The organism is Flavobacterium hungaricum, assembly GCF_015182285.1.
GTDB classification, from domain to species: Bacteria; Bacteroidota; Bacteroidia; order Flavobacteriales; family Flavobacteriaceae; genus Flavobacterium; species Flavobacterium hungaricum.
The window spans coordinates 99837-126145 of record NZ_PRDM01000006.1; the positions used below are offsets into that span (position 1 = coordinate 99837).

The following is a 26309-nucleotide window of genomic DNA, read 5'->3' on the forward strand; positions in this document are numbered from 1 at the left end:
AGATGAAGAAATTTATTGAATCAATAAGTAATGTTTGGAAAATCGAAGAACTGAAAAATAGAATCTTAATTACATTAGGATTACTTTTAGTATATCGTTTTGGAGCACACGTTACGCTTCCTGGAATTGATGCAACGCAATTGACTGGTTTAGCGGGACAAACTAAAAATGGTCTAGGATCTATTCTAGACATGTTCACTGGGGGTGCTTTCTCTAAAGCTTCTGTTTTTGCTTTAGGTATTATGCCTTATATTTCTGCGTCTATTGTTGTTCAGTTAATGGGGATTGCGATTCCATATTTGCAAAAACTTCAAAATGATGGAGAAAGTGGTAGAAAAAAGATTAATCAAATCACTCGTTGGTTGACTATAGCTATTACACTGGTTCAAGGTCCAACTTATATCTATAATTTATATAAAACATTGCCTAGTAATGCATTTTTACTGGGCTTTAATTCACCAGAATTTTTGTTTTCTTCTGTTATTATTCTTGTTACAGGTACAATTTTTGCTATGTGGCTTGGAGAAAAAATTACAGATAAAGGTATAGGTAACGGAATTTCATTATTAATTATGGTTGGTATTCTTGCTCGTTTACCACAAGCTTTTATTCAAGAGTTTACAACGAGAGTTACCAATAACAATGGAGGTCCAATGTTATTAGTTATTGAAATTATTGTGTGGTTATTGGTAATCATTTCTTGTGTATTGCTTACAATGGCGGTGCGTAGAATACCAGTTCAATACGCTCGTCGTACAACAACTGGAGACTATGAGCAGGATTTGGCTGGTGGTAACAGACAATGGATTCCACTTAAGCTTAATGCTTCTGGGGTTATGCCAATCATTTTTGCTCAGGCAATTATGTTTATACCGGCTGCTGTAGCTGGATTGTCTAAATCAGAAACATCACAATCAATTGTTGGGACATTTAGTAATATGTTTGGTTTCTGGTATAATTTTGTTTTTGCAACTTTAATTATTGTATTTACATTCTTTTATACTGCAATCACTGTACCTACTAACAAGATGGCCGATGATTTAAAGAGAAGCGGTGGTTTTATTCCAGGGGTAAGACCAGGGGCTGAAACTTCTGAATTCTTAGATAAGGTGATGTCTTTAATAACTTTCCCAGGATCTTTATTCCTTGCTTTGATTGCTGTGTTCCCAGCTATTGTTGTAAGTATTATGGATGTACAACAATCTTGGGCAATGTTTTTTGGAGGTACCTCATTAATAATTATGGTTGGAGTTGCAATAGATACTATTCAACAAATCAATTCATACTTGTTAAACAAGCATTATGATGGTTTAATGAAGACTGGTAAAAATAGAAAAGCAGTAGCTTAATATATTTATGGCAAAACAATCAGCAATAGAACAAGACGGATCAATCATCGAAGCATTATCTAATGCGATGTTCCGTGTAGAGTTAGAAAATGGACATATTGTAATTGCTCATATTTCTGGTAAAATGCGAATGCATTACATCAAATTATTACCTGGTGATAAAGTGAAACTAGAAATGAGTCCTTATGATTTGTCAAAAGCAAGAATTACTTATCGATATTAAAGGATATTCAATATGAAAGTTAGAGCATCAGTAAAAAAGAGAAGCGCCGAGTGTATTATCGTGCGTAGAAAAGGGAGATTGTACGTAATAAACAAAAAGAATCCTAGATTTAAACAAAGACAAGGATAATTATGGCAAGAATAGCAGGGGTAGATATCCCAAAAAACAAAAGAGGTGTTATTGCACTTACCTACATCTTTGGATTAGGAAAAAGTAGAGCTATTGAGATTTTAGAAAAAGCTCAAGTAAGCCAAGATAAGAAAGTTCAAGATTGGAATGATGACGAAATCGGAGCAATTCGTGAAGCTGTTTCATTTTACAAAATTGAAGGAGAATTACGTTCTGAAATTTCTTTAAACATTAAACGTTTAATGGATATTGGTTGTTACAGAGGTATTCGTCACAGATCTGGTCTTCCTTTAAGAGGGCAAAGAACTAAAAACAACTCTAGAACTAGAAAAGGTAAAAGAAAAACTGTTGCTAACAAGAAAAAAGCAACTAAATAATAAGTAATATGGCTAAAGCAACTGCAAAAAAACGTAAAGTTATCGTTGAATCAACGGGTGAAGCTCATATTTCTGCGACTTTCAATAATATTATCATTTCTTTGACTAATAAGAAAGGTGAAGTTATTTCTTGGTCTTCAGCTGGTAAAATGGGTTTCAGAGGTTCTAAAAAGAATACTCCGTACGCGGCTCAAATGGCAGCAGAAGATTGTAGTAAAGTAGCTCTTGAAGCAGGACTTAAAAAAGTAAAAGTTTATGTAAAAGGACCAGGAAACGGACGTGAGTCTGCTATCCGTTCTATTCATAACGGTGGAATTGAAGTAACTGAGATTATCGATGTTACTCCAATGCCTCACAACGGATGTCGTCCTCCAAAAAGACGTAGAGTTTAATACTCAAATTTAATTATAGTATAACGTAGATAGAACATAGATTATCGAAGGATAAGACCTGAATTCATAATCTCTATCTTAAACAATTTAAAATGGCAAGATATACTGGTCCTAGCACAAGAATCGCCCGTAAATTTGGCGAAGCAATCTTTGGAGATGATAAATCATTCGAAAAAAGAAATTACCCACCTGGACAACACGGGATGGCTAAAAAAAGAGGAAAAAAATCTGAGTACGCTGTTCAGTTAATGGAAAAGCAAAAAGCTAAATATTCTTATGGAATTTTAGAAAAACAATTCAGAAATTTATTCGAAAAAGCATCAGCTACTAAAGGAGTTACTGGTGAAGTTTTATTACAATTATGCGAAGCAAGATTGGATAACGTAGTTTTTAGAATGGGTATTGCTCCTTCTAGAAGAGGTGCACGTCAAATTGTATCTCACAGACACGTTACTGTAAATGGAGAAGTTGTAAATATTCCTTCTTACCACCTTAAGCCTGGTGATAAAGTTGCAGTTCGTGAAAAATCTAAATCTTTAGAAGCTATCGAACGTTCTTTATCAAATTCAAGTCATGTTTATGAATGGATTACTTGGAACAATGATCTTAAAGAAGGAACTTTTGTTTCTGTACCTGCGAGACTTCAAATTCCAGAAAACATTAAAGAACAATTAATCGTAGAGTTGTACAACAAATAATAATTGACTTAGTCGAAATTTATGGCAATATTTAATTTTCAAAAGCCCGATAAAGTTATCATGATCGATTCAACCGATTTTGAAGGTAAATTCGAATTTAGACCTTTGGAACCTGGTTACGGATTGACAGTTGGTAATGCACTTAGAAGAGTTTTGCTTTCAGCGTTAGAAGGTTATGCAATTACATCGGTTCGTATCGAGGGTGTAGATCATGAGTTTTCTACTATTTCAGGTGTTGTTGAGGACGTTACCGAAATTATCCTTAATCTAAAACAAGTACGTTTCAAACGTCAAATTGAAGATATAGATAATGAATCAGTTACTATTTCTGTTTCTGGTAAAGATCAATTGACAGCAGGTGATTTTCAAAAATTTATCTCAGGTTTTCAAGTTTTGAATCCAGACCTTGTTATCTGTAATTTAGATTCGAAAATCAAATTGAACTTCGATTTAACAATCGAAAAAGGTAGAGGATACGTTCCTGCTGAAGAGAACAAAAAACAGAATGCTGCAATTGGAACAATTTTTACAGATTCTATTTTTACTCCGGTAAAAAATGTAAAATATGCAATCGAAAATTTCCGTGTAGAGCAAAAAACAGATTACGAAAAATTAGTTTTTGAAATTAAAACTGATGGATCTATTAATCCAAAAGATGCTCTTACTGAAGCTGCTAAAGTTTTAATTCACCATTTCATGTTGTTCTCTGATGAAAGAATTACACTTGAGGCTGACGAAATTGCACAAACAGAATCGTATGATGAAGAGTCATTGCATATGAGACAATTGCTTAAAACTAAGCTTGTTGATATGGATTTATCTGTGAGAGCATTAAATTGCTTGAAAGCGGCTGAAGTTGATACACTTGGTGATTTAGTATCGTTCAATAAAAATGACCTAATGAAATTCCGTAATTTCGGTAAAAAATCTTTAACTGAACTTGATGAACTTGTTGCAGTGAAGAATTTAACTTTCGGAATGGATTTAGCTAAATACAAATTAGATAAAGAATAATTCAATCCGCTGCGGCGGATTAAATTTAAAATAGCAATGAGACACGGAAAAAAATTCAATCACTTAAGCAGACAGACTGGACATAGAAAAGCTATGTTAGCTAATATGGCTTGTTCTCTTATTGAGCACAAACGTATTAATACTACTGTTGCTAAAGCTAAAGCGCTTAAACAATTTGTTGAGCCTTTAATTACAAAATCAAAAGAGGATACGACTCACAACCGTCGTATTGTTTTTGCTTACTTACGCAGCAAATATGCAGTAACTGATTTGTTCAGAGATGTAGCTGCTAAAGTTGGAGACCGTCCAGGTGGATACACTCGTATCATTAAAGTTGGAAATCGTTTAGGAGATAATGCTGATATGGCAATGATCGAACTTGTAGATTTCAATGAACTTTACAATGGAGGTAAAAAAGAAGTTAAAAAAGCGAAAAGCCGTCGTGGTGGTAAAGCTAAAAAGGATGCTCCTGCTGCAGAAGCTCCTGCTGCTGAGACTGAAACGACTACAGAAGCTTCTGAATAATTATGAGAGTAATCATTCTATAAAAATCAAGGATAAACTAATTTTTAGTTTATCCTTTTTTTTTGAAATTTTTGAACTAAAAATCTAACTTATTTAGAGTAAGCGGTTTTATTTTTATGAGTGAAAGTTCTAAAAAATCTTGGACACACTCCTTTAAAGAGTTAAATTTGCAAAATATCTAATTGCACCTAAAATCTGTTTAGGATTTACGATGATAAAAAAAACAATACAAATTAAATAATGAAATACACAACACGACAAAGCGCCATTTTATTACTTAGTGATGGAACCATCTTTCACGGAAAATCTATTGGTATCAGTGGTAAAACTTTTGGTGAAGTTTGTTTTAATACTGGGATGACGGGATATCAAGAGATTTTTACTGATCCTTCGTATTTTGGACAAATTATGGTTACCACAAATCCGCATATTGGTAATTATGGTATAAATGATTTAGAAGTCGAATCTGAAAGCGTAAAAATTTCTGGGTTGGTTTGTAAAAATTTCAGCTTCAATTATTCAAGAGAAGGTGCTTCTGGAAGTTTAGAAGATTATTTTGCAAAACAAAATTTGATATGCATTTCTGATGTTGATACGAGAGCTTTAGTTAGTTACATTAGAGATAATGGTGCTATGAACGCTGTCATTTGTACTGATGGAACTTCTATTGAAGATTTAAAGAAAGAATTGGCAAATGTGCCTGATATGGAGGGGCTAGAGTTAGCATCTAAAGTTTCTACAAAAGAACCTTATTTTATTGGTGATGAAAATGCTACATATAAAATTTCTGCTTTAGACTTGGGTATAAAAAAGAATATTTTAAGAAACCTTGCTAAGAGAGATTGCTACATTAAAGTTTTTCCATACGATTCAACATATGAAGATTTGACAGCTTTTAATCCAGATGGTTATTTCTTGTCAAATGGTCCTGGAGATCCGGATCCGTTATACGGAGCAATTGAAGTTGCTAAAAGAATTATAGCTGAAGATAAGCCTTTGTTTGGGATTTGTTTAGGGCATCAAGTAATTGCTCTTGCAAATGGTGTTAAGACCTATAAAATGTTTGGAGGACATAGAGGAATAAATCATCCTGTAAAAAATCTTTTAACAGGTAAAGGTGAGATTACTTCTCAAAATCATGGTTTTGCTGTAAAAAGAGAAGCTTTAGAAGGTCATCCGGAATTAGAACTTACGCATATACATTTGAATGATGAAACTGTGGCTGGAATGAGAATGAAGAACAAGAATTGTTTTTCAGTGCAATACCATCCGGAAGCAAGTCCTGGACCACATGATTCTTCTTATTTATTTGATCAATTTGTGGAGAATATAAAACTTGCAAAAGTCTAAAACGATGTAGTTAATAAATAAAACTGTTTAATGACTAAGATGCGTTTATAGTATTAAATAATTTTATAATTTCGAAAAAAAAAGTATAATTTATTAATAAAAAACAAAAATAATGAGTATTATAATTAAAGTTCACGCAAGACAAATTCTTGATTCTAGAGGTAATCCTACTATTGAAGTTGATGTAGTAACTGAAAACGGAGTTTTAGGTAGAGCTGCTGTTCCATCTGGAGCATCAACTGGAGAGCACGAGGCTGTTGAATTACGTGATGGAGGTAAAGCTTACCTAGGTAAAGGTGTTTTGAATGCAGTGAATAATGTAAATACTGTTATTGCTGAGGAGTTAGTTGGAACTTCTGTTTTCGAACAAAACACAATTGATCAATTAATGATTGATTTAGACGGAACTCCGAATAAATCAAAATTAGGCGCTAACGCAATTTTAGGAGTTTCTTTGGCTGCTGCAAAAGCTGCTGCTAACGAACTTGGATTGCCATTATACAGATACGTGGGTGGTGTTTCTGCAAACACATTGCCAGTTCCAATGATGAACATCATAAATGGTGGTTCGCATTCTGATGCACCTATCGCATTTCAAGAGTTTATGATTTTCCCTGTAAAAGCAACTTCTTTTACACATTCTATGCAAATGGGAACTGAGATTTTTCATAGCTTGAAAAAAGTTTTACACGATAGAGGTTTGAGTACTGCTGTAGGTGACGAAGGTGGTTTTGCTCCAAACTTAGCTGGTGGAACGGAAGATGCTTTAGATACAATTAAATTAGCTGTTGAAAAAGCAGGTTATTCTTTTGGTGATGAAATTATGATTGCTCTTGACTGTGCTGCTTCTGAATTTTATGTAAACGGAAAATACGATTATACTAAATTTGAAGGAGAAACTGGAAAAATCAGAACTTCTGAAGAGCAAGCTGATTATTTAGCAGAACTTGCAGCTAAATACCCAATTATTTCTATCGAAGATGGTATGTACGAAAATGACTGGGATGGATGGAAATATTTGACTGAAAAAATTGGTGATAAAGTGCAATTAGTAGGGGATGATTTATTCGTTACTAACGTTGAGCGTTTGTCTACTGGAATTCAAAAAGGAATTGCGAATTCTATTTTAGTAAAAGTAAACCAAATCGGAACTTTGACTGAAACGATTGCGGCTGTAAATATGGCTAAAAATGCTGGTTATACATCTGTAATGTCTCACCGTTCTGGAGAAACAGAAGATAATACAATTGCAGATTTAGCTGTTGCTTTAAATTGTGGTCAAATTAAAACTGGTTCTGCATCTCGTTCAGACCGTATGGCAAAATACAACCAATTATTAAGAATTGAAGAAGAACTAGGAAGTACAGCTTATTTCCCAGGTTTAAATGCATTTAAAATTAAATAATTGTAACGATTATATGTTGAAAAGAAACCATCTGTGTGAGCAGATGGTTTTTTTTTGGAGTTTTAACAAATTCATAGCAGTATTCTTTTTTTAATTAGTCTTAAATTTATTAGATTTGGTAAAATATTATTTAAAGAATTATTTCTCATATATTATGTCAAAAATAGCTACATTAGAAATAGACGGTCAAAAAATTGAACTTCCAGTAATTACAGGAAGTGAAAATGAATCGGCTATTGATATCAACAAATTACGTGATTTAACAGGTGTTATTACAATTGATCCAGGTTACAAGAACTCTGGTTCATGTAAAAGTGAAATCACTTTCCTAGATGGAGAGTTAGGGATCCTGCGTTACAGAGGGTATTCAATTGAAGACTTAGCTGAAAAAGCAAGCTTTTTAGAAGTTTCCTATCTTTTAATTTTTGGTGAACTTCCAACAGCTGCTGAATTGGAGCAATTTGAAAGTGGTATTAAAAAACATTCTTTGGTAAACGAAGAGATGAAAAATATCATTGATGGCTTTCCAAAAACAGCTCACCCAATGGGAGTATTGTCTGCTTTGACAAGTGCTTTAACAGCATTTAACCCGAAAGCTGTAAATGTTGATAATGAAAAAGAAATGTATGAAGCTATTTGCAAAACAATGGCTAAATTTCTTGTAATTGCTACATGGACTTACAGAAAGTCTATGGGATATCCTTTAAATTACTATGACAACACAAAAGGATATGTAGAAAGCTTTATGCAATTAATGTTTAAATTGCCTACAGGACCTTATTCAGCAAATCCAGTAATTGTAAATGCATTAGATAAATTATTTATTCTTCACGCAGACCATGAGCAAAACTGTTCTACATCTACAGTTAGAATGGTAGGTTCTTCTCACGCAGGTTTATTTGCTTCTGTTTCGGCTGGAGTTTCTGCTCTTTGGGGACCTCTTCATGGAGGTGCAAACCAAGCTGTGTTAGAAATGCTTGAGGAGATTAATAAAGACGGTGGTGATACTGATAAGTTTTTAGCGAAAGCGAAAGATAAAAACGATCCTTTCCGTTTAATGGGATTCGGACACAGAGTTTATAAAAACTTTGATCCAAGAGCAAAAATCATCAAAAAAGCAGCTACTGAAGTATTAGAAACTTTAGGTGTTGAAGATCCAATTTTGGATATTGCAAGAAAATTAGAAACAGCAGCTTTAGAAGATGATTACTTCAAGTCTAGAAATCTATATCCAAACGTAGATTTTTATTCTGGAATTATTTACAGAGCTTTAGGTATACCAACAGATATGTTTACAGTAATGTTTGCTATCGGAAGATTACCAGGTTGGATCGCGCAATGGAAAGAAATGCGTGAAAATAAAGAGCCAATCGGAAGACCAAGACAAATTTATACTGGACACCCTTTAAGAGAGTTCAAGTCTAATAAATAAAAAAAGAAAGCTTCACTTAACTGTGAAGCTTTTTTTATATTTGCTCAAAATATAATAAGGTTATGTTGCAATTAAATGTAAAGAACGAAACATCGAGACTACGTGCTGTTGTTTTGGGTTCTGCTGTTCATAATGGGCCTACTCCAACAATTGAGGAAGCTTATGATCCTAAATCATTGGAACATATTAAGGCAGGAACTTATCCTGTAGAAAAAGATATGGTTGTTGAAATGGATGCTTTTAATGCCGTTTTTCAAAAATATGATGTAACTGTCTATCGTCCGGAAATGATTGAGAACTACAACCAGATATTTGCCAGAGATATTGGGTTTGTAATTGATGACATTTTTGTGAAATCAAATATTCTTCCAGATAGAGAGCGTGAATTGGACGCGATTCAATATGTAATAGATCAAATAAACCCTTTAAAAGTAGTTCGTCCGCCAGAAGAAGTTCATATTGAAGGAGGAGATGTTATGCTTTGGAATGATCATATCTTTATTGGAACATATAAAGGGAGTGATTATAAAGATTACATTACAGCTAGAACCAACATGCATGGTGTAAACTTTATTAAAGAATTGTTTCCAAATAAAATTGTAAAAGAGTTTGATTTAGTAAAATCTAAACTTGAAGCTAGAGATAATGCTTTGCATTTAGACTGTTGTTTTCAGCCTGTTGGAAAAGATAAAGGTATTATTTATAAAAGAGGTTTCCGCGAAGAAGCAGATTATTTATACTTGGTAAATCTTTTTGGAAAAGAAAATTTATTTCATATCGAAAGAAACGAAATGTATAATATGTTTTCTAATGTGTTTTCCATTGATGAAAACATTGTGGTTTCTGAAAAGAATTTTACCCGATTGAATAACTGGCTCCGAGCAAATGGTTTTACAGTAGAAGAAATTCCATATGCAGAAATTGCAAAACAAGAAGGTCTGTTGAGATGTTCAACTTTACCATTAATTAGAGAGTAAGAAACAACAGTTTCAAGTTTCAAGTTAGAAAAAGCTGAAATTTGTAATCTGAAACAAAAAGAAAAATGAAACAAACAACAAATTCAATCGTTATGATTCGCCCAGCTGCATTCAGAATGAATGAACAAACGGCTGTTAATAATTACTACCAAAAAGTATTAGACGGACTTTTGCCAAGTACTGTAAATGCTAAAGCACAACAAGAATTTGATGCTTTTGTTGAAAAACTTAGAGAAGTTGGTGTTGATGTAACTGTGATTGAAGATACATTAGAAACAGATACTCCAGATAGTGTTTTTCCAAACAATTGGGTTTCGTTTCATGAAAATGGGGATGTAGCATTATATCCTATGTTTGCAGAAAATCGTCGTCAGGAACGTCGTGAAGATATTTTGGATACTTTGGAAGAAAAAGGATTCGAAATCACCAATATTATGGATTATACTTCTGCAGAAGAAGATGGTATTTTTTTAGAAGGAACAGGAAGTTTATTATTAGACAGAGCTAATGGGAAAGCATACTGTGCGTTATCACCTCGAGCAGATGAAGAATTATTTATAGAATTCTGTGAAGATTTTGATTATGCACCGGTCATTTTTGAAGCTTTTCAAACTGTTGAAGGAGAACGTAAACTGATTTATCATACCAATGTAATGATGTGTTTAGGAGAAACTTTTGCCGTTATCTGCGCAGATTGTATTGATGATAAAAAAGAACGCAAAATGGTTTTGGATAATTTGAAAGCCGATAACAAAGAAATTATCTTAATAACAGAAGCACAAGTGAATAATTTTGCGGGGAATATGTTGGAACTTCGCGGTTCTAATGACAAACGATATATTGTCATGAGTGCATCTGCTCATCAAAGTTTGACTCCTAAACAAATTGCTCAGTTAGAAAATCATGCTGAGATTTTAAGTTCAAGTTTAGATACTATCGAGGCTTGTGGAGGAGGAAGTGCCAGATGTATGATGGCTGAAGTTTTTTTACCTAAAAATTAATTCAGAATTTTGATAAAAAGAGGGGATAAAACGTCAAGTTTTATCCCTTTTTTTATGTTTGACAAAGAAATTAATTACATCAAATTTCCTTTTATGATATTTACAATCGAACTTACAATGTATTGAATTCCGATAGAAATTACAATAAAACCAACAATTCTAGAAATGGCAACAATTCCTGACGCACCCAAGATTCTAGCTAAATAATGGGCACTTTTTAAAATAGCAAAAATGGCAATTGCTATGGCTAGAATTGCTAAAGTTGAAATTATAATTTCGTTAAGTTCGTGATGTTCTTGATAGAAAGCAATTAAAAGTGACATAGAACCTGGTCCTGCAAGCATAGGAATAGCCAGTGGTGTAAGTGCGATATCATTTCGCTGGTGCGCTTCATTTTCGATCTTTTTATTAATTCCTCGTTTTTTGTTGAATTTTCCTGAAAGTAAAGAAAAGCCAGAATTTACGATCACAATTCCTCCTGCAATTCTTAAGGCGTCAATACTAATTCCGAAAAAGGATAATACATATTGGCCGATAAAATAAGATACCAATAAAATAATAAATACATTAATAGCAGTCCATAGAGAAATTCTAGATCTTTCTTTTTTAGAATCATGCTGTGTTAATCCGACAAAGATGGGTACGGTTCCGATTGGATTAAGAACTGAAAATAATGCGGCAAATAAGTAAATAAATAATTCCATAAAAATTGGGTTAATAAAGTAAAAGTACTCTTTTTTTAATACTTAAATACTGATCGATGTTAGGATGCAGGTTTTAAATATTAAGTTATCTAAAATAGGTAAATAAAATAAGGCTCAATCTTTTTGATTACTTTTGCATTTCTAAATCGAAAAAATGAAAAATAAAAAAACACTAGTTCTTGGAGCATCCACAAATCCAGAACGTTATTCATATAGAGCAGTAAATATGTTGGTTGGAAAAGGGCACTCTGTTTTGGCAATTGGCCAAAAGGCAGGAGAAGTTGCTGGAGTAAAAATTCAAACTAAAGCGATTCCAGTTAAAAATATAGATACTATTACGCTTTATTTAAATCCTTCTCGTCAGAGAGATTACTATAATTATATTGTAGAAGCTCATCCAAAAAGAGTAGTATTTAATCCAGGAACAGAGAATCCAGAACTGTATCAATTACTTGAGTTGAATAATATTGAAGTTGAAGTTGCCTGTACTTTGGTTTTACTGGCTACAAATCAATATTGATTTGAAAGAAAAACCTCTTTTTGAATGTATAACAAATCTTGATTTGAAACTAAATAATAGTGAAGTAATTAAAGTTAAAAAGCAACTTTAAAGTATTACTTTTGTCGCTATGGAATTTTCATCAAAATTAATAGAAAAAGCAGTAGGCGAAATGTCGCAACTTCCAGGTATTGGTAAGCGCACGGCGTTGCGCTTAGTGCTTCATCTGTTGAAACAACCTAAAGAACAAACTGCTTTTTTATCTCAAGCACTTTTGGCGATGAGAGAAGATATTAAATTTTGTGAAAGCTGCCATAATATTTCGGATACAAAAGTCTGTGAAATTTGTGCAAACAGTAACAGAAATCATCGAACCATTTGTGTTGTTGAAGATATTCGAGATGTAATGGCAATTGAGAATACAGGCCAATATAAAGGAATTTATCATGTTTTGGGAGGTAAAATTTCTCCAATTGAAGGAGTCGGGCCAAGCCAGCTTACCATTTACAGTTTGGTTGAAAAAGTGAAGCAAGGAAAAGTTGATGAAATTATTTTTGCTTTAAGTTCTACAATGGAAGGAGATACTACCAATTTCTATATCTATAAACAAATTGTAGATACGAATATCATCATTTCAACAATTGCGAGAGGAATTTCTGTTGGTGATGAGCTTGAGTATGCTGACGAAATTACTCTGGGAAGAAGCATTTTGCATAGAGTTCCGTTTGAAAAAACATTTAAAAATAATTAACTAAACCCAAATTAAACTTAGATTTCCTGAAATTTAAAGGAAAAGCTATATTTGCGACAAATTTAAACTGATGACAAAAAAAAGCATTTATATCTTACTATTAATTAGTTCGCTATTTACTTCTTGTATTCCTCTTAAAGAATTAGTTTATCTGCAGGATAAAGACACTTCAAGCGAACAAAATAATGTTAAAGAAGTAGATTTAAAACCTTATAGGTTACAGGTAAACGATATTATAAGTATCAATATAAAAGCTAGTGATCCAAAATTAGTTTCGATTTTTAATACTTCAGAAAATGGATCTGGAAGTACAGCTAAATCTGAATCTACACTTTATTTTGATGGTTTTACTGTAGATGACCACGGAAACATTAGAATGCCGCTTTTAGGTGAAATAAATGTAATTGGTTTTACATTAGAAGAAGTTCGTATTAAAATAGAAAAGAAATTATTAGAAGAATATTTTAAGAGCGAAGCAAATCTTTTTGTGAACGTAAAATTAGGAGGTTTCAGATATACGATTAATGGCGAAGTAGGAAGCACAGGTACAAAAATGTTGTTTAAAGAAAATGTAAATATCATGGAAGCCATTGCCAATTCGGGAGATATCACCACTGTTGGAAATAGACGTGCAGTGACAGTAATTCGCCAGAATCCGACTGGAGTACAGATGCAGGAATTAGATTTGACAGATGTGAACGTAATGAAATCGCCTTTTTACAATTTACAGCCTAACGATTACATTTATGTAAAACCTTTAAGACAAAAAACTTGGGGTACAGGACAAACAGGAATTCAGTCAATTGGAACAATCATTACACTGTTATCTTTGGCAACTACAGTATATCTAATTATCAAAAACTAAAAGAACCTTTAAAAGATGTTAGATATAAAAGATTTCTCGATTTTTGAAAATCATTCCAATTTTGATTTTAAAGGTTTTCTGATGAAAATTCTTAGTTATTGGAAATGGTTTTTAATTAGTTTAATTATAACATTTACAATTGCCTATCAAGTAAACATTCGTAAAGAAAAAATTTACGCAATGCAGACTATGATTTCTATAAAAGAAGAAAGTAACCCTTTTTTTACTTCCAATACTAGTTTAGTTTTTAATTGGGGAGGGATTTCGGACCAAGTAAATGGAATATCTACTATTTTACAATCAAGGTCTCATAACGAAAGGGTAGTAGATAAACTACAATTTTATATCGATTACCTGCAACAGGGTAAATACAACCTAATTGATTCATACGGTCAGGTTCCTTTTTATGTTGAAATTGATAAAACGAAACCGCAGATTGCAAATGCATTAATAGGAATTAAGTTTTTAAGTGCAAATGAGTATCAGATTCAAATCTTATTTGAAAACAATTCGGTTTCAACAATTACCTACAGCACCAACACCTACGCACCAGTTTCAGTACAACCTGCAAATCTAATTAGAAGATTTAAAGTAGGCGAACGTGTAGTAATGCCTTTTTTAAATTGGAAATTACAGATAACTGATAATCCTGGTAGTTATATCGGAAAAGAATATTTCGTAAAATTTAATGATTTTGACGGAACAGTTTCAAGGTATAAAGGCTTAAATATTGATGGAGATAAAGGCAGTGGTTCTATATTAACTTTGTCAATGCAGGGAACTAATAAATATAGAATGGTCGATTATCTGAATTCGACCGTAAAGATGCTTATTAAAATACAGCTTGATGGTAAAAATCAATTTGCTACGAATACTATTCGTTTTATTGATAGCACATTAGTGGCAATGGAATCTCAAATAAAACAAACAGGTAACGAATTAAAGTCGTTTCAGAAGGATAAAAATATTTATGAGATAGAACAAGGCGGAGCGGGAGTTTCAAATAAAATAATGGGGTTTGATGTAGAAAAAGATCAGGTTACTAGAAAGATAGCTTATTACAATTCGTTAAAATCCTATTTAAATAATAGTAATGATTATTCAAGATTACCAGCTCCTTCAGTAGCTGGAATAGAAGATCCTAATATTGTATCGAGCGTAAGTAAGCTAATAGCGCTGTCTACTCAAAGATCGGAAATGGCTTATGCTGTAAAAAGTGAAAAAATATTTAGGGATTTTGATAATCAAATGGTTGCCCTAAAGAATGTTCTTTTAGAAAATATTAATTCGGCAAAAGCTTCGTTGTTATATGATTTGTCATTAGTGAATTCGAAAATTGGACAAGCTGAAAGTGCAGTTAGAAAATTACCTCAAGAACAACAAGAGTTATTGAAGATCAAAAGAAAGTATGATTTAAATGATAATATTTACAGTGAATTTTTGCAAAAAAGAAACGAAGCAGAAATTGTAAAAGCTTCTAACTTATCAGATATACACTTTATCGATCCAGCAAAAGATGTAGGAGGAGGCTTAATCGGGCCAAAAACATCAGTTAATTATGTTATGGCGTTGTTTTTAGGTATATTAATTCCGCTATTGTTTGTATTTGGAATATTTTTTATTAATAACTCGATTCAAAACACAGATGATATTGCCAAATTAACTCAAATCCCAATTATTGGGGTTGTGGGTGTAAATAAAGACGTAGTTAGCCTTGCGGTATTTGATAAGCCTAAGTCAGCTCTTTCAGAAGCGTTTAGAGGAATACGTTCTTCTCTTCAGTTTTTGTACAAAAAACAGCAGTTGAGTGGTTCTAAAACTTTAATGATAACTTCTTCTATTAGTGGAGAAGGAAAAACATTTTGCTCTATAAATATTGCGACAGTATTTGCATTAAGCGAAAAGAAAACAGTTATTGTTGGTTTAGATTTAAGAAAACCTAGATTAGCAGATGAGTTTAAATTAACTACTCCTCTAGGAGTTGTAAATTATTTGATTAGACAAAATAGTTTAGAAGAAATTACCAATAAGACTCCAATAGCAAATCTCGACGTAATTCTTTCGGGTCCAATTCCTCCAAATCCTTCAGAATTGATTTTAAGCGATGCAATGTCAGAGTTGATTAATGAGCTTAAACATAAGTACGACTATATTATATTAGATACTCCTCCAGTAGGTTTGGTTGCAGATGCATTAGAATTAGTTCAGTTTGCAGATGTGACATTATATATTGTGAGACAGAATTACACTAAAAAAGATATGATAACGTTGTTGAATAACAGAGTTAAGCGAGGGGAATTGAATAATGCAAGTATTGTTCTAAATGGTTATCAGAATAAAGCAAAATATGGTGCTGCTTACGGATACGGTTATGGAGCTTATTCAAACGGCTATCATGAAGAAGAAGTAAAAAAAGGCTTTTGGAAAACCCTTTTTAGTAAAATTAAAAAAGATTAAATAATTATGGATAAAGCAAAAAATACAATTTTAATTACTGGTGGAGCAGGTTTTATCGGTTCAAATTTATCTGAGTACTTTTTGCAGAAAGGTGATAAAGTAATTTGTCTGGATAACTTTTCAACTGGACATCGTCATAATTTAAAAGACTTTATTAGTCATCCTAATTTTAAATTGATTGAAGGAGACATAAGAAATATTTCGGATTGCAATACTGCTGTGGAGGGAGTAGATTTTGTGCTGCATCAGGCAGCGCTTGGATCAGTTCCAAGATCTATAAATGATCCAATTACAACAAACGATGTAAATGTTTCTGGTTTTTTGAATATGCTGGTTGCAGCAAGAGACGCAAAAGTAAAACGTTTTATATATGCGGCTAGTTCTTCTACATATGGAGATTCTCAAGGTCTGCCAAAAGTAGAAGAAGTCATTGGCAAGCCGTTGTCTCCGTATGCTATTACAAAGTATGTGAACGAACTCTATGCGGAGATTTTTAGTAATACATATGGAATTGAGACCATTGGATTGCGATATTTTAATGTTTTTGGAAGAAAGCAAGATCCTAATGGAGCTTACGCTGCTGTAATTCCTAAGTTTGTTTCGCAATTAATAAAATATGAAAGTCCTGTAATAAATGGTGATGGAAATCATTCTCGTGATTTTACTTATATTGATAATGTAATTCAAATGAATGAACTTGCAATGAACTGCCAGAACAAGGAAGCTGTTAACACAGTTTACAATACCGCTTTTGGAGATCGAAATACTCTGAATGATCTGGTTGGCTATCTCAAAGAATACTTGTCTGAGTTTGACTCAAAAATTGCAGACGTACCTGTGATACATGGAGAAAATCGTGCTGGAGATATTCCGCATTCATTAGCTTCAATAGAAAAAGCAAAAACAAATTTAGGATACGAACCAAAATATTCTTTGCAAGAAGGGCTAAAAGAAGCGATAAGCTGGTATTGGAAGAATTTAAAATAGTTAAAATTAAACGATCAAGATAATAGTTATATAAATGAAAATTACAAAGATTTGCTGTATTGGTGCTGGTTATGTGGGAGGTCCAACTATGGCAGTAATAGCTCAGAAATGTCCAGATATTAAGGTTACGGTTGTCGATTTGAATGAGCAGCGAATCAAAGATTGGAATGATCCAAATACAGATAATATTCCGATTTATGAACCAGGATTGTCAGAAATAGTTGCTGAGGCTAGAGGTCGAAATTTATTTTTTTCTACAGAAGTTGATAAAGCGATAGATGAAGCAGAAATGATTTTTATATCGGTTAATACGCCAACCAAAACTTACGGAAAAGGTAAAGGTATGGCTGCTGATTTGAAATATATAGAATTATGTGCAAGACAAATTGCCAGAGTAGCAAAACAAAATAAGATTGTAGTTGAGAAATCGACCTTGCCTGTACGTACGGCCGAAGCAATTAAAAGCATATTAGATAATACGGGAAATGGCGTTCAATTTCAAATATTATCTAATCCAGAGTTTTTAGCAGAGGGAACTGCCGTTACAGATTTACTTAATCCTGATCGTATTTTAATTGGCGGTGATACAACTCCAGAAGGAGAAACGGCTATTAATGCTTTGGTTGATGTTTATGCAAATTGGGTAACTAAAGATAGAATTTTAACAACAAATGTTTGGTCTTCAGAATTATCAAAATTAACAGCAAATGCTTTTTTAGCACAGCGAATTTCCTCAATAAATGCGATGTCTGAATTGTGTGAAAAAACGGGTGCTGATGTTAGTGAGGTAGCAAGAGCTATTGGAATGGATAGCCGAATAGGTCCAAAGTTTCTTAAAGCTTCTGTTGGATTTGGAGGTTCTTGTTTTCAGAAAGATATTTTGAACTTAGTTTACATTGCAAAAACTTACGGTTTAAATGAAGTGGCTGATTATTGGGAGCAGGTTATTATTATGAACGATCATCAGAAAAGAAGATTTTCTAATAAAATTGTCCAAACATTATACAATACAGTAGCCGATAAAAAAATTGCTTTTTTAGGCTGGGCTTTCAAAAAAGATACAAATGATACCCGTGAATCGGCAGCTATATATGTCGCAGACGATTTGATTAATGAGCAGGCAAAAATTGCTGTTTATGACCCGAAAGTTTCCAAAAATAAAATGCTGAATGATTTAGATTATTTAGAAACAAGACCAAGTGCAGATAATAAAGATTATTTAAATGCGTTTGATAATGCTTATGAAGCTTGTAAAGGAGCTCACGCTGTTGCAATTTTGACAGAATGGGATGAATTTACCACTTATGACTGGAAAAAGATTTATGATTCAATGCATAAACCAGCATTTGTTTTTGATGGAAGAAATATATTAAACCCTAAAGAATTAGAAGCTATTGGTTTTGTTTACAATAGAATTGGTTCTTAATTAATACCATGAATTTCATAAAAGATGAAAGAATAGAATAAGATTAAAGTTTTTTATTCAATTTAAATTGAAGGATATGAATTGGTATGTTGTATACACAAAACCTAAATGGGAAAAGAAGGTTGCGGAAAAACTGATTCAGTTGGGAATTGATTGTTACTGTCCTTTAATTATACAGTTAAAGCAATGGTCAGACCGTAAGAAGAAAGTCGAAGTGCCGCTTTTTAATTCTTATGTATTTGTTCATTTAAATGAAGCTGAAAGAAACAGTGTTTTTCAAGTTGCTGGTGTAGTTAGATATTTATTTTGGTTAGGAAAACCTGCGGTTGTAAAAGATCAAGAAATTGAAATTATAAAAACAAGTTTAAAAGCTCCTAATATAAGTGAGGTTTCTGTTTCACCAATTCAAGTAGGTGATAAAATTACATTAGAATCTGGAGCATTTGCCAATCAGAGAGCAATCGTTCAAGAAGTCTCTAGCAATTATTATATTCTTGTATTAGAAACATTAGGCTGTGTCTTGAAAATAAAATATAAATAAATAAAATATAAAAGTAAAAAACAGAAGAAAATAGCCTTTTTTGGAAAATTTTCTTCTGTTTTTTTATAAAGTAAATTTTTACAGGCTGATTGATAGTAAGTTGTAATGATTGATGTTTTAAAGATCAGTTGTTTTTTGACCATTACGGGAAAGCGTATTGAATTACTAGACTTATTGTGCTATATTTGCCGAAATGATTAATTTTAGGTATCTGTGTTACTGTTGTGTGACTCGGAAGGGCGAAGCCGTGAATTGACGTAATTGAGTAAATTAAAAAGAGAATTGAATTTGAAAAAAGATATAAAAATTGCAGTGATTGGGCTAGGTTATGTTGGACTGCCTTTGGCTCGATTATTTGCTACAAAATATTCAGTTGTTGGATTTGATATAAATGAATCAAGAGTTGCTTCTTTAAAGTCTGGAATTGATAGTACTTTAGAAGTTGAAACAGCTATTTTAAATGAAGTTTTAGTAAGTGATTCTACTACAAAAACAGGTTTGTTTTGTACTTACTCTATTAAAGATATTGAAGATTGTAATTATTATATTGTTACTGTTCCTACACCTGTTGACAAAAATAATCGTCCAGATCTGACACCTTTGTACAAGTCTAGTGAAACAGTGGGTAAAGTCTTGAAAAAAGGAGATATTGTTATTTACGAGTCGACTGTATATCCTGGAGTAACTGAAGAGCAATGCGTACCAGTTTTAGAAAGAGTTTCAGGACTTACATTTAATGAAGATTTTTTTGCAGGATATTCACCGGAGAGGATAAATCCGGGAGATAAAGAACATACAGTAGAAAAAATTTTAAAAGTTACTTCAGGATCAACGCCTGAAATAGGTTTAAAAGTAGATTCATTATATAAATCAGTTATTACAGCGGGAACTTATCTCGCACCAACTATAAAAGTAGCTGAAGCAGCAAAAGTTATTGAAAATTCACAAAGAGATATCAATATTGCTTTTGTAAATGAATTGGCAAAAATATTCAATTTAATGAATATTGATACACAAGAAGTATTAAACGCAGCTGCAACAAAATGGAATTTTTTGCCTTTTAAACCTGGACTTGTTGGTGGGCATTGTATTGGTGTAGATCCTTATTATTTGGCACAGAGAGCACAAGAGTTTGGTTATCACCCAGAAATAATTCTGGCAGGAAGACGTTTAAATGACAGTATGGGAGAATACGTTGCTTCACAAATTGTCAAGTTGATGATCAAAAAAGGAATTTCAGTTAATGGCGCACATCTTTTAATGCTTGGAATTACCTTTAAAGAAAACTGTCCAGATGTAAGAAATACAAAAATAGTTGATGTCGTAAAAGCATTAAAGGATTACGGAATAGCTGTAACAATTTTTGATCCGCTAGCAAATGCGAAAGATGTAAAAAAAGAATATAATTTAATAACATTAAACACTGTTCCTGAAAATAAATTTGATGCGATAGTGCTAGGAGTTTCCCATTCAAAATTTTTAGAATTAGATTTTCCAATTTTGCAAAAAGAAAAAAGTTTAATTTATGATATAAAAGGAGTTTTAGGATCTATAGCGGATAACAGGCTTTAGGTTCAAAATTTCTTTTTTCTATTTAGTAAATATATGAGTTTAGATAAATCAGTAACACACGTTATTCTTACTGGAGGAGTTGGGAGTCGTCTTTGGCCGCTTTCGCGTAAAAGCAGACCAAAACAATATCTTGAGATATTTGACGGAAAATCTTTATTTGAGATGACAGTTGAAAGAAATAGTCATTTGGCTGATAAGGTAATGGTGGTTGGAAATATTGACAATCATCAGTTAAGTGGTGATGTAATGGATAAAACCAATACTTCCTACATCAATATTGTGGAAGCAACACCTAGAAACACAGCAGCGGCTATTGCTTTTGCAGCATTTGCGTCAGAACCAGATGATATATTGATTATTACACCTTCGGATCATATTATTGATTTAATGGAAAATTATAACCAAGCAATAAGCGAGGCAGTTTCAAAAGCTAATGATGGTTTTATTGTAACTTTTGGAGTTATTCCAACAAAACCAGAAACTGGTTATGGGTACATTGAAGCAAAAGGTGATAAAGTAATTTCATTCCGTGAAAAACCTAATGAAACCACAGCAAAAGAATTTATTGCAAAAGGTAATTTTTTATGGAACAGTGGTATGTTTTGCTTTAAAGCTAGTGTTCTTTTAGAAGAATTGAAGCAATTTCAACCAGATGTTTATGAAAAATCAAAAAGAGTTTGGGAAGCAAGTAAAGATGGTTTTTTAGACTTCGATTTATCAATGGAAATTCCATCAATAAGTATTGATTACGCCGTAATGGAACGCAGTAAAAAGATAAAAGTGGTTCCAGCATCATTTTCATGGTCAGATCTGGGATCTTTTGAATCAGTTTACGATTATTTGGCTGCAAAAGGACATCCAGTAGATGCCAATGGCAATATGGTGATTGGCTGCGATAAGCACACCACCTTTTTAGGTGTAAAAAACACTATTTTTGTTTATACTGATTCAGCTAATTTAATTTTACAAAAAGAAAATTCGCAGGATGTAAAGGATATTTACAGCGAATTAGAGAAAATAAACTCAGAATTACTAAATTAAAATTAAACTTAAATGAAAAAAATTCTAATAACTGGGGGAGCTGGTTTTATAGGTTCACATGTTGTAAGACGTTTTGTAAATAAATATCCTGAATATCATATCTTTAATCTGGACGCTTTAACATATGCAGGAAATCTGGAGAATATAAAAGATATTGAAAATAAATCAAATTATACTTTTGTAAAAGGTGATATTGTAGATGAAGCTTTCATCAGCGAATTATTTAATCTTCATGACTTTGATGGAGTTTTACACTTAGCAGCTGAATCTCATGTTGATCGTTCTATTGAAGATCCTTTAGCATTTGTAAAAACAAATATTATCGGAACAGTGAATCTTTTGAATGCAGCAAAGAATCAGTGGAAAAATAATTTTAAAGGGAAAAGATTCTATCACATTAGTACTGATGAAGTTTATGGCTCATTGGGAGCTGAAGGACTTTTTACCGAAACAACTCCATACGATCCAAATTCACCATATTCCGCTTCAAAAGCAAGTTCAGACCATTTTGTAAGAGCTTACGGAGAAACTTATGGACTGCCTTATGTTTTAACAAATTGCTCAAACAATTATGGTTCATTTCATTTTCCTGAAAAATTAATCCCTCTATTTATAAATAATATTATCAACAATAGGCCTCTTCCGGTTTATGGAGATGGGAATTATACTCGTGATTGGCTTTTTGTTGAAGATCATGCTATTGCGATAGATTTGGTTTTCCATAAAGGAAAAAATCACGAGACTTATAATATTGGAGGTTTTAACGAGTGGAAAAATATTGATTTGGTAAAACTGCTGTGTCAGATTATGGATCAAAAATTAGGACGTCATGCGGGTGATTCTGAGAAATTAATTACTTATGTAAAAGACAGACCTGGTCATGATTTACGTTATGCAATTGATGCATCTAAAATCAATAAAGAATTAGGATGGAAACCTTCTGTTACTTTCGAAGAAGGATTAGAAAAAACAATTAATTGGTATTTAAATAATGAAGAGTGGCTGCAAAATGTTACTTCGGGAGCTTATAAAGAATACTATCAAAAACAATATTCTTAGATTTATGAAAAAAATCACATATGTTTTTTTCTTGTTTTTTACGCTTAGTATGTCTTTAAGTGTGAATGCACAAGATTTAATGAAGTCAAAAGACTTAAGTACTGTGAATGTTGATTATTTATCAGATGATGATTTAGCTAAAATCAGTGCACAGTTGAAAAGTAATAATGCAACCATAGATCAGGTTGAACCGATGGCATTGTCAAAGGGAATGACTCAGGCTAATTTTAATAAATTAAAATTAAAATTAACAGAATACGAAAAGAAAAATGGCGTAGGTACTAAAACTACTGCGAAGACAACTGAAAAAAAAGAATCCGAATTTGGAAGAAAACAAGAAAGCATTAAGAATGTTAAAGTAAAAGATTCTGCAAACGCACTTATTTTTGGATCAGAACTATTTGATAATCCTACTCTTAATTTTGAATCGGATTTAAAGATGGCTACTCCAATCAACTACGTTTTAGGTCCTGGAGATGAACTTCAGGTTTCTGTTTATGGAGTGCAAGAGTATAATGGAAATCTACCAGTAAGTGTTGAAGGGAAAGTTACTATTGACTATGTTGGGCAAATAACAGTTTCGGGAATGTCAATTGAAGCGGCAACTCAAAAAATTAAGAGTGCTATTGCAAGAGTTTACAGTACAGTTAGAGCCGGTCAGTCGCAGGTAAGTGTAAGTTTAAGTAAAATTAGAACGATTAAAGTTACCATTGTAGGAGGAAAACAGCCAGGGAATTATTCGATTTCTTCACTTGCGACAGTATATAATGCTTTACATCTAGCAGGCGGTCCAGGGAAAAATGGCAGCTATAGAAATATAGAATTGATTAGAAACAATAAAGTTTATAAAAATATTGACATTTATAGATTTCTAGTAAAAGGAGATCAATCTGATAATGTCGCTTTAAAAGAAAATGATGTCGTCAGAATTCCAGCCTACAGTCATAGAGTTACAGTTGAAGGAGAAGTAAAACGCCCAGGAATCTTCGAAATGAAAAAAGGGGAATCATTTTCTGATTTATTAAATTTTGCTTCTGGATTTAATGAGTTTGCATATACAGCATCAGTAAATGTGATTCAAAAAACAGGAAAGGAATTCAAAGTTCATGATATTAATGAAAGCGAATATAAATCTTATCAACTGCAATCAGGCGATGTTTTTAGAATTACAAAAATTTTAAATCGTTTTGAAAATAGAATAAAAATAGAAGGAGCTGTTTTTAGACCAGATTACTATTCTTATACAGATGGGATGCGAGTTTCTGATCTTATAACAAGAGCAGAAGGATTAAAAGAAGATGCCTACAGTAAACGTGCGCGAATTATTCGTCTGAAAACAGATTTAACTACGGAAATTGTTAATGTTAATCTAGAGGCTGCCTTGTCAGGAGATTTAAGCGCAGATATAGAATTGAAGAGAGAAGATATTGTTACGGTTTATTCGATTTTAGATTTTAGAGAAGAATATAAAGTTACAATTGATGGAGAGGTAAAAAATCCTGGAGAATATGAATACTATGAAAATCTAACTTTAAATGATTTGGTTGTACAAGTTGGAGGCTTGACTGGTTCAGCATCAAAAAGAGTTGAGATTGCCAGAATGGTTAAATCAGATGAAATTGATGATGCAGATCCAAAAAGAGTTGAATTAGTAGAACTTGAAATTACTGCGGATAATAATGAGCAGGTTAAAAATTTTGTGTTAAAGCCTTTTGATGTCATTAATATTAGAAGGATGGCAGTTTATGAGAAGCCACAAATGGTAACAATAAGTGGTGCAGTGAGTTATCCAGGGAAATACGTTTTAGCTAATAAAAAAGAAACGGTGTACAATGTCGTAATGAGAGCAGGAGGATTAACTTCTATTGCTAACCTTGACGGAATGAAAATTAAGAGGCCGATTAAAGCAGAAGAAATAGAAAAGTTAGAAAGTATTGATTTAAATTTAGCAAAAAGTGATACTATAAAAGATAAATTAACAAAGAAATTAAAGGAAGAGTTAAAATATGCAACAATTCCTGTAAACTGGGAAAAAATTGTAAAAGATAAAAATCATTATTCAAATGTTACTTTGTTTCCAGGTGATGAAATCGAAGTATCGATTTATAATGAAGGGGTAAAAGTTACTGGGAATGTTTTATTGACTTCTGAAATTCCTTACAGAAGTGGTAAAGGATTTAAATATTATCTAAATGCTGTTGGGGGGGTTGATAATAAAGGATGGAAACGTAAAGCTTATATAATTTATCCCAATGGAAAAGCAGACGTAACAACCTCATTTTTATTTTTTAGATCATACCCAAAAGTAGAGCCTGATTCACAAATTGTTGTACCCGAAAAACCTGAAAGAAAGAAAATGACTGCTGGTGAATGGGTTGGTATTGGAAGCGTAATTTCTAGTCTAGCATTATTAATAGTTACTGCTTTTAAATAAAAAATAATGAAAACATCTATAGAAAACGATGAAATATCGTTAAAGGAATTAAAACAAAAAACAAAAGAATGGCTTAAGTACTTATATTCAAAAAGTATTGTCATTGCTATTTCTATTTTTTTAGGTGCTTTATTAGGGTTAATATATTCTATTTCAAATAAGCCCGTTTATACAGCAACATTATCATTTGCTCTGGAAGATGAAAAAGCAGGCGGTGGTGGATTAGGTAGTGCGTTAGGGTTAGCCAGCTCATTGGGAATAGATTTAGGAGGAAGCGGAGGAAGTATTTTTACAGGATCAAACCTTACAGAATTGTTTAAATCAAGAACAATGGTGGTACAAACTTTATTAAAACCAGTAAGTAAAGATGGTAAAGTTATTTCATTAGCAGAAATGTATATTCAAAATGCTGGTTGGCGTGAAAATTGGGATAGAGATTCTAAACTTAAGCAAGTAAATTTTATTCCAAATAATAAAAAGCTAGTGTTTACTAGAGTTCAGGATAGTATTTTGGGAGTGATTTACCAGAACATCTCAAAAGGGAACTTATCTGTAGCGCAGAAAGATAAAAAAATTGCTATAATAACTATAGATGTGGCTTCAAATGATGAACAGTTCTCAAAATCTTTTTGTGAAGCATTAGTAGGCCAAGTTTCAGAATTTTATGTTGAGACGAAAAGTAAGAAAGCTAGAATGAATATGGATATTCTAGAATTCCAGTTAGATTCAATTAGAAGAGAACTAAATGGAGCAATTACAGGTGTTGCTATTGCCAATGATAATACTTTTGGTTTGAATCCAGCACTTAATATTCGTCGTACTCCTTCTGCTAGACGACAAGTTGATGTACAAGCTAATACAGCGATTTTGACAGAGTTAGTTAAACAATCGGAGATTGCTAAAGTCACCTTGCGCAAGGAAACACCTTTAATTCAAATTGTTGATAGACCAATTTTGCCATTACCTGTCGAACATTTTGGAAAAATAAAAGGAATTATTACAGGGGCATTATTGTTTGGTTTTTTGACAATTTTATTTTTAATAATAAAACAGATTTTTAATTAACCTTATTAATAAATTATGAACCCCTGTTTAATTATT

At 32.5% G+C, this 26309-nt stretch carries 26 protein-coding genes; 25 read left to right on the forward strand and 1 reads right to left on the reverse strand.

Annotated features, from left to right (window positions below; translation table 11 throughout):
* Positions 1 to 2 precede the first annotated feature (2 nt).
* The 13 genes from secY (at position 3) to ctlX (ending at position 10872) form a co-directional block, all read left to right on the forward strand.
* Entirely contained in the window at positions 3 to 1349 is a 1347-nt protein-coding gene (gene secY / locus C4F50_RS22400) for a preprotein translocase subunit SecY (RefSeq protein ID WP_194140869.1), read from the forward strand.
* Positions 1350 to 1356: 7 nt separating this feature from the next.
* Positions 1357 to 1572: a translation initiation factor IF-1 gene (gene infA / locus C4F50_RS22405; protein WP_007136545.1), complete on the forward strand. Its 216-nt coding sequence runs from the start codon at positions 1357 to 1359 to the stop codon at positions 1570 to 1572.
* Positions 1573 to 1584: 12 nt separating this feature from the next.
* On the forward strand, positions 1585 to 1701 hold the full coding sequence (gene ykgO / locus C4F50_RS22410; protein WP_002987490.1) for a type B 50S ribosomal protein L36: 117 nt from the start codon (positions 1585 to 1587) through the stop codon (positions 1699 to 1701).
* 2 nt (positions 1702 to 1703) lie between these two features.
* Positions 1704 to 2078, forward strand: a complete 375-nt coding sequence (gene rpsM / locus C4F50_RS22415; RefSeq protein WP_008464322.1) for a 30S ribosomal protein S13 — start codon at positions 1704 to 1706, stop codon at positions 2076 to 2078.
* A gap of 8 nt (positions 2079 to 2086) precedes the next feature.
* Positions 2087 to 2470, forward strand: coding sequence for a 30S ribosomal protein S11 (rpsK, locus tag C4F50_RS22420; protein ID WP_007803677.1), 384 nt, complete (start codon positions 2087 to 2089; stop codon positions 2468 to 2470).
* 92 nt (positions 2471 to 2562) lie between these two features.
* A complete protein-coding gene (gene rpsD, locus C4F50_RS22425; protein WP_035619621.1) occupies positions 2563 to 3168 on the forward strand; it encodes a 30S ribosomal protein S4 in 606 nt (201 codons plus the stop codon).
* Between the two features lie 21 nt (positions 3169 to 3189).
* Positions 3190 to 4182, forward strand: a complete 993-nt coding sequence (locus tag C4F50_RS22430) for a DNA-directed RNA polymerase subunit alpha (protein ID WP_008464329.1) — start codon at positions 3190 to 3192, stop codon at positions 4180 to 4182.
* A 36-nt stretch (positions 4183 to 4218) separates the two neighbouring features.
* Positions 4219 to 4707 carry a 50S ribosomal protein L17 gene (rplQ, locus tag C4F50_RS22435; RefSeq protein WP_194140870.1) on the forward strand — a complete coding sequence of 163 codons (489 nt, stop codon included), beginning with the start codon at positions 4219 to 4221 and terminating at the stop codon, positions 4705 to 4707.
* 240 nt (positions 4708 to 4947) lie between these two features.
* The gene (carA, locus tag C4F50_RS22440) at positions 4948 to 6057 is read left to right on the forward strand and encodes a glutamine-hydrolyzing carbamoyl-phosphate synthase small subunit (protein ID WP_194140871.1); all 1110 of its coding nucleotides are present in this window, start codon (positions 4948 to 4950) and stop codon (positions 6055 to 6057) included.
* A gap of 112 nt (positions 6058 to 6169) precedes the next feature.
* On the forward strand, positions 6170 to 7462 hold the full coding sequence (eno, locus tag C4F50_RS22445; protein ID WP_194140872.1) for a phosphopyruvate hydratase: 1293 nt from the start codon (positions 6170 to 6172) through the stop codon (positions 7460 to 7462).
* A 154-nt stretch (positions 7463 to 7616) separates the two neighbouring features.
* Entirely contained in the window at positions 7617 to 8894 is a 1278-nt protein-coding gene (locus tag C4F50_RS22450; protein WP_194140873.1) for a citrate synthase, read from the forward strand.
* A 62-nt stretch (positions 8895 to 8956) separates the two neighbouring features.
* Complete coding sequence (locus C4F50_RS22455; RefSeq protein WP_194140874.1) at positions 8957 to 9871, forward strand: dimethylarginine dimethylaminohydrolase family protein; 915 nt, start codon at positions 8957 to 8959, stop codon at positions 9869 to 9871.
* Positions 9872 to 9936: 65 nt separating this feature from the next.
* Positions 9937 to 10872, forward strand: a complete 936-nt coding sequence (ctlX, locus tag C4F50_RS22460) for a citrulline utilization hydrolase CtlX (protein ID WP_194140875.1) — start codon at positions 9937 to 9939, stop codon at positions 10870 to 10872.
* A gap of 74 nt (positions 10873 to 10946) precedes the next feature.
* Here ctlX and C4F50_RS22465 read toward each other — a convergent pair whose 3' ends face one another.
* Entirely contained in the window at positions 10947 to 11576 is a 630-nt protein-coding gene (locus tag C4F50_RS22465) for a MarC family NAAT transporter (protein WP_194140876.1), read from the reverse strand.
* A gap of 154 nt (positions 11577 to 11730) precedes the next feature.
* Between C4F50_RS22465 and C4F50_RS22470 the strand changes: the two genes are divergently transcribed.
* The 12 genes from C4F50_RS22470 (at position 11731) to C4F50_RS22525 (ending at position 26273) form a co-directional block, all read left to right on the forward strand.
* The gene (locus C4F50_RS22470; protein WP_194140877.1) at positions 11731 to 12096 is read left to right on the forward strand and encodes a CoA-binding protein; all 366 of its coding nucleotides are present in this window, start codon (positions 11731 to 11733) and stop codon (positions 12094 to 12096) included.
* Positions 12097 to 12205: 109 nt separating this feature from the next.
* Positions 12206 to 12826, forward strand: coding sequence for a recombination mediator RecR (gene recR / locus C4F50_RS22475; RefSeq protein ID WP_194140878.1), 621 nt, complete (start codon positions 12206 to 12208; stop codon positions 12824 to 12826).
* A 70-nt stretch (positions 12827 to 12896) separates the two neighbouring features.
* Positions 12897 to 13691 (forward strand): polysaccharide biosynthesis/export family protein, encoded by a 795-nt coding sequence (locus C4F50_RS22480; RefSeq protein WP_194140879.1) that lies wholly within the window; start codon positions 12897 to 12899, stop codon positions 13689 to 13691.
* A gap of 15 nt (positions 13692 to 13706) precedes the next feature.
* A complete protein-coding gene (locus C4F50_RS22485; protein WP_194140880.1) occupies positions 13707 to 16148 on the forward strand; it encodes a polysaccharide biosynthesis tyrosine autokinase in 2442 nt (813 codons plus the stop codon).
* Between the two features lie 6 nt (positions 16149 to 16154).
* Positions 16155 to 17135, forward strand: coding sequence for an SDR family oxidoreductase (locus C4F50_RS22490; RefSeq protein WP_194140881.1), 981 nt, complete (start codon positions 16155 to 16157; stop codon positions 17133 to 17135).
* Between the two features lie 34 nt (positions 17136 to 17169).
* Positions 17170 to 18561, forward strand: a complete 1392-nt coding sequence (locus C4F50_RS22495) for a UDP-glucose 6-dehydrogenase (RefSeq protein WP_194140882.1) — start codon at positions 17170 to 17172, stop codon at positions 18559 to 18561.
* 76 nt (positions 18562 to 18637) lie between these two features.
* Entirely contained in the window at positions 18638 to 19102 is a 465-nt protein-coding gene (locus C4F50_RS22500; RefSeq protein ID WP_194140883.1) for a UpxY family transcription antiterminator, read from the forward strand.
* A gap of 288 nt (positions 19103 to 19390) precedes the next feature.
* On the forward strand, positions 19391 to 20674 hold the full coding sequence (locus C4F50_RS22505; RefSeq protein WP_194140884.1) for a nucleotide sugar dehydrogenase: 1284 nt from the start codon (positions 19391 to 19393) through the stop codon (positions 20672 to 20674).
* Positions 20675 to 20707: 33 nt separating this feature from the next.
* The gene (locus C4F50_RS22510; protein ID WP_194140885.1) at positions 20708 to 21715 is read left to right on the forward strand and encodes a mannose-1-phosphate guanylyltransferase; all 1008 of its coding nucleotides are present in this window, start codon (positions 20708 to 20710) and stop codon (positions 21713 to 21715) included.
* A gap of 12 nt (positions 21716 to 21727) precedes the next feature.
* The gene (rfbB, locus tag C4F50_RS22515) at positions 21728 to 22774 is read left to right on the forward strand and encodes a dTDP-glucose 4,6-dehydratase (RefSeq protein WP_194140886.1); all 1047 of its coding nucleotides are present in this window, start codon (positions 21728 to 21730) and stop codon (positions 22772 to 22774) included.
* A gap of 4 nt (positions 22775 to 22778) precedes the next feature.
* A complete protein-coding gene (locus tag C4F50_RS22520; protein WP_194140887.1) occupies positions 22779 to 25208 on the forward strand; it encodes an SLBB domain-containing protein in 2430 nt (809 codons plus the stop codon).
* A 6-nt stretch (positions 25209 to 25214) separates the two neighbouring features.
* On the forward strand, positions 25215 to 26273 hold the full coding sequence (locus C4F50_RS22525) for a GumC domain-containing protein (RefSeq protein ID WP_194140888.1): 1059 nt from the start codon (positions 25215 to 25217) through the stop codon (positions 26271 to 26273).
* Positions 26274 to 26309 lie beyond the last annotated feature (36 nt).

What these genes read in the sequence shown, in the direction of transcription:
- C4F50_RS22480 (WP_194140879.1), top strand. Translation starts at nt 12,897, where the DNA reads ATGACAAAAAAAAGCATTTATATCTTACTATTAATTAGTTCGCTATTT.
- C4F50_RS22520 (WP_194140887.1), top strand. Translation starts at nt 22,779, where the DNA reads ATGAAAAAAATCACATATGTTTTTTTCTTGTTTTTTACGCTTAGTATG.
- C4F50_RS22455 (WP_194140874.1), top strand. Translation starts at nt 8,957, where the DNA reads ATGTTGCAATTAAATGTAAAGAACGAAACATCGAGACTACGTGCTGTT.
- C4F50_RS22485 (WP_194140880.1), top strand. Translation starts at nt 13,707, where the DNA reads ATGTTAGATATAAAAGATTTCTCGATTTTTGAAAATCATTCCAATTTT.
- C4F50_RS22525 (WP_194140888.1), top strand. Translation starts at nt 25,215, where the DNA reads ATGAAAACATCTATAGAAAACGATGAAATATCGTTAAAGGAATTAAAA.
- ctlX (WP_194140875.1), top strand. Translation starts at nt 9,937, where the DNA reads ATGAAACAAACAACAAATTCAATCGTTATGATTCGCCCAGCTGCATTC.
- C4F50_RS22490 (WP_194140881.1), top strand. Translation starts at nt 16,155, where the DNA reads ATGGATAAAGCAAAAAATACAATTTTAATTACTGGTGGAGCAGGTTTT.
- rpsK (WP_007803677.1), top strand. Translation starts at nt 2,087, where the DNA reads ATGGCTAAAGCAACTGCAAAAAAACGTAAAGTTATCGTTGAATCAACG.
- rpsM (WP_008464322.1), top strand. Translation starts at nt 1,704, where the DNA reads ATGGCAAGAATAGCAGGGGTAGATATCCCAAAAAACAAAAGAGGTGTT.
- C4F50_RS22510 (WP_194140885.1), top strand. Translation starts at nt 20,708, where the DNA reads ATGAGTTTAGATAAATCAGTAACACACGTTATTCTTACTGGAGGAGTT.
- C4F50_RS22470 (WP_194140877.1), top strand. Translation starts at nt 11,731, where the DNA reads ATGAAAAATAAAAAAACACTAGTTCTTGGAGCATCCACAAATCCAGAA.
- secY (WP_194140869.1), top strand. Translation starts at nt 3, where the DNA reads ATGAAGAAATTTATTGAATCAATAAGTAATGTTTGGAAAATCGAAGAA.
- ykgO (WP_002987490.1), top strand. Translation starts at nt 1,585, where the DNA reads ATGAAAGTTAGAGCATCAGTAAAAAAGAGAAGCGCCGAGTGTATTATC.
- rpsD (WP_035619621.1), top strand. Translation starts at nt 2,563, where the DNA reads ATGGCAAGATATACTGGTCCTAGCACAAGAATCGCCCGTAAATTTGGC.
- recR (WP_194140878.1), top strand. Translation starts at nt 12,206, where the DNA reads ATGGAATTTTCATCAAAATTAATAGAAAAAGCAGTAGGCGAAATGTCG.
- carA (WP_194140871.1), top strand. Translation starts at nt 4,948, where the DNA reads ATGAAATACACAACACGACAAAGCGCCATTTTATTACTTAGTGATGGA.
- C4F50_RS22500 (WP_194140883.1), top strand. Translation starts at nt 18,638, where the DNA reads ATGAATTGGTATGTTGTATACACAAAACCTAAATGGGAAAAGAAGGTT.
- C4F50_RS22465 (WP_194140876.1), bottom strand. Translation starts at nt 11,576, where the DNA reads ATGGAATTATTTATTTACTTATTTGCCGCATTATTTTCAGTTCTTAAT.
- infA (WP_007136545.1), top strand. Translation starts at nt 1,357, where the DNA reads ATGGCAAAACAATCAGCAATAGAACAAGACGGATCAATCATCGAAGCA.
- eno (WP_194140872.1), top strand. Translation starts at nt 6,170, where the DNA reads ATGAGTATTATAATTAAAGTTCACGCAAGACAAATTCTTGATTCTAGA.
- rplQ (WP_194140870.1), top strand. Translation starts at nt 4,219, where the DNA reads ATGAGACACGGAAAAAAATTCAATCACTTAAGCAGACAGACTGGACAT.
- rfbB (WP_194140886.1), top strand. Translation starts at nt 21,728, where the DNA reads ATGAAAAAAATTCTAATAACTGGGGGAGCTGGTTTTATAGGTTCACAT.
- C4F50_RS22495 (WP_194140882.1), top strand. Translation starts at nt 17,170, where the DNA reads ATGAAAATTACAAAGATTTGCTGTATTGGTGCTGGTTATGTGGGAGGT.
- C4F50_RS22430 (WP_008464329.1), top strand. Translation starts at nt 3,190, where the DNA reads ATGGCAATATTTAATTTTCAAAAGCCCGATAAAGTTATCATGATCGAT.
- C4F50_RS22450 (WP_194140873.1), top strand. Translation starts at nt 7,617, where the DNA reads ATGTCAAAAATAGCTACATTAGAAATAGACGGTCAAAAAATTGAACTT.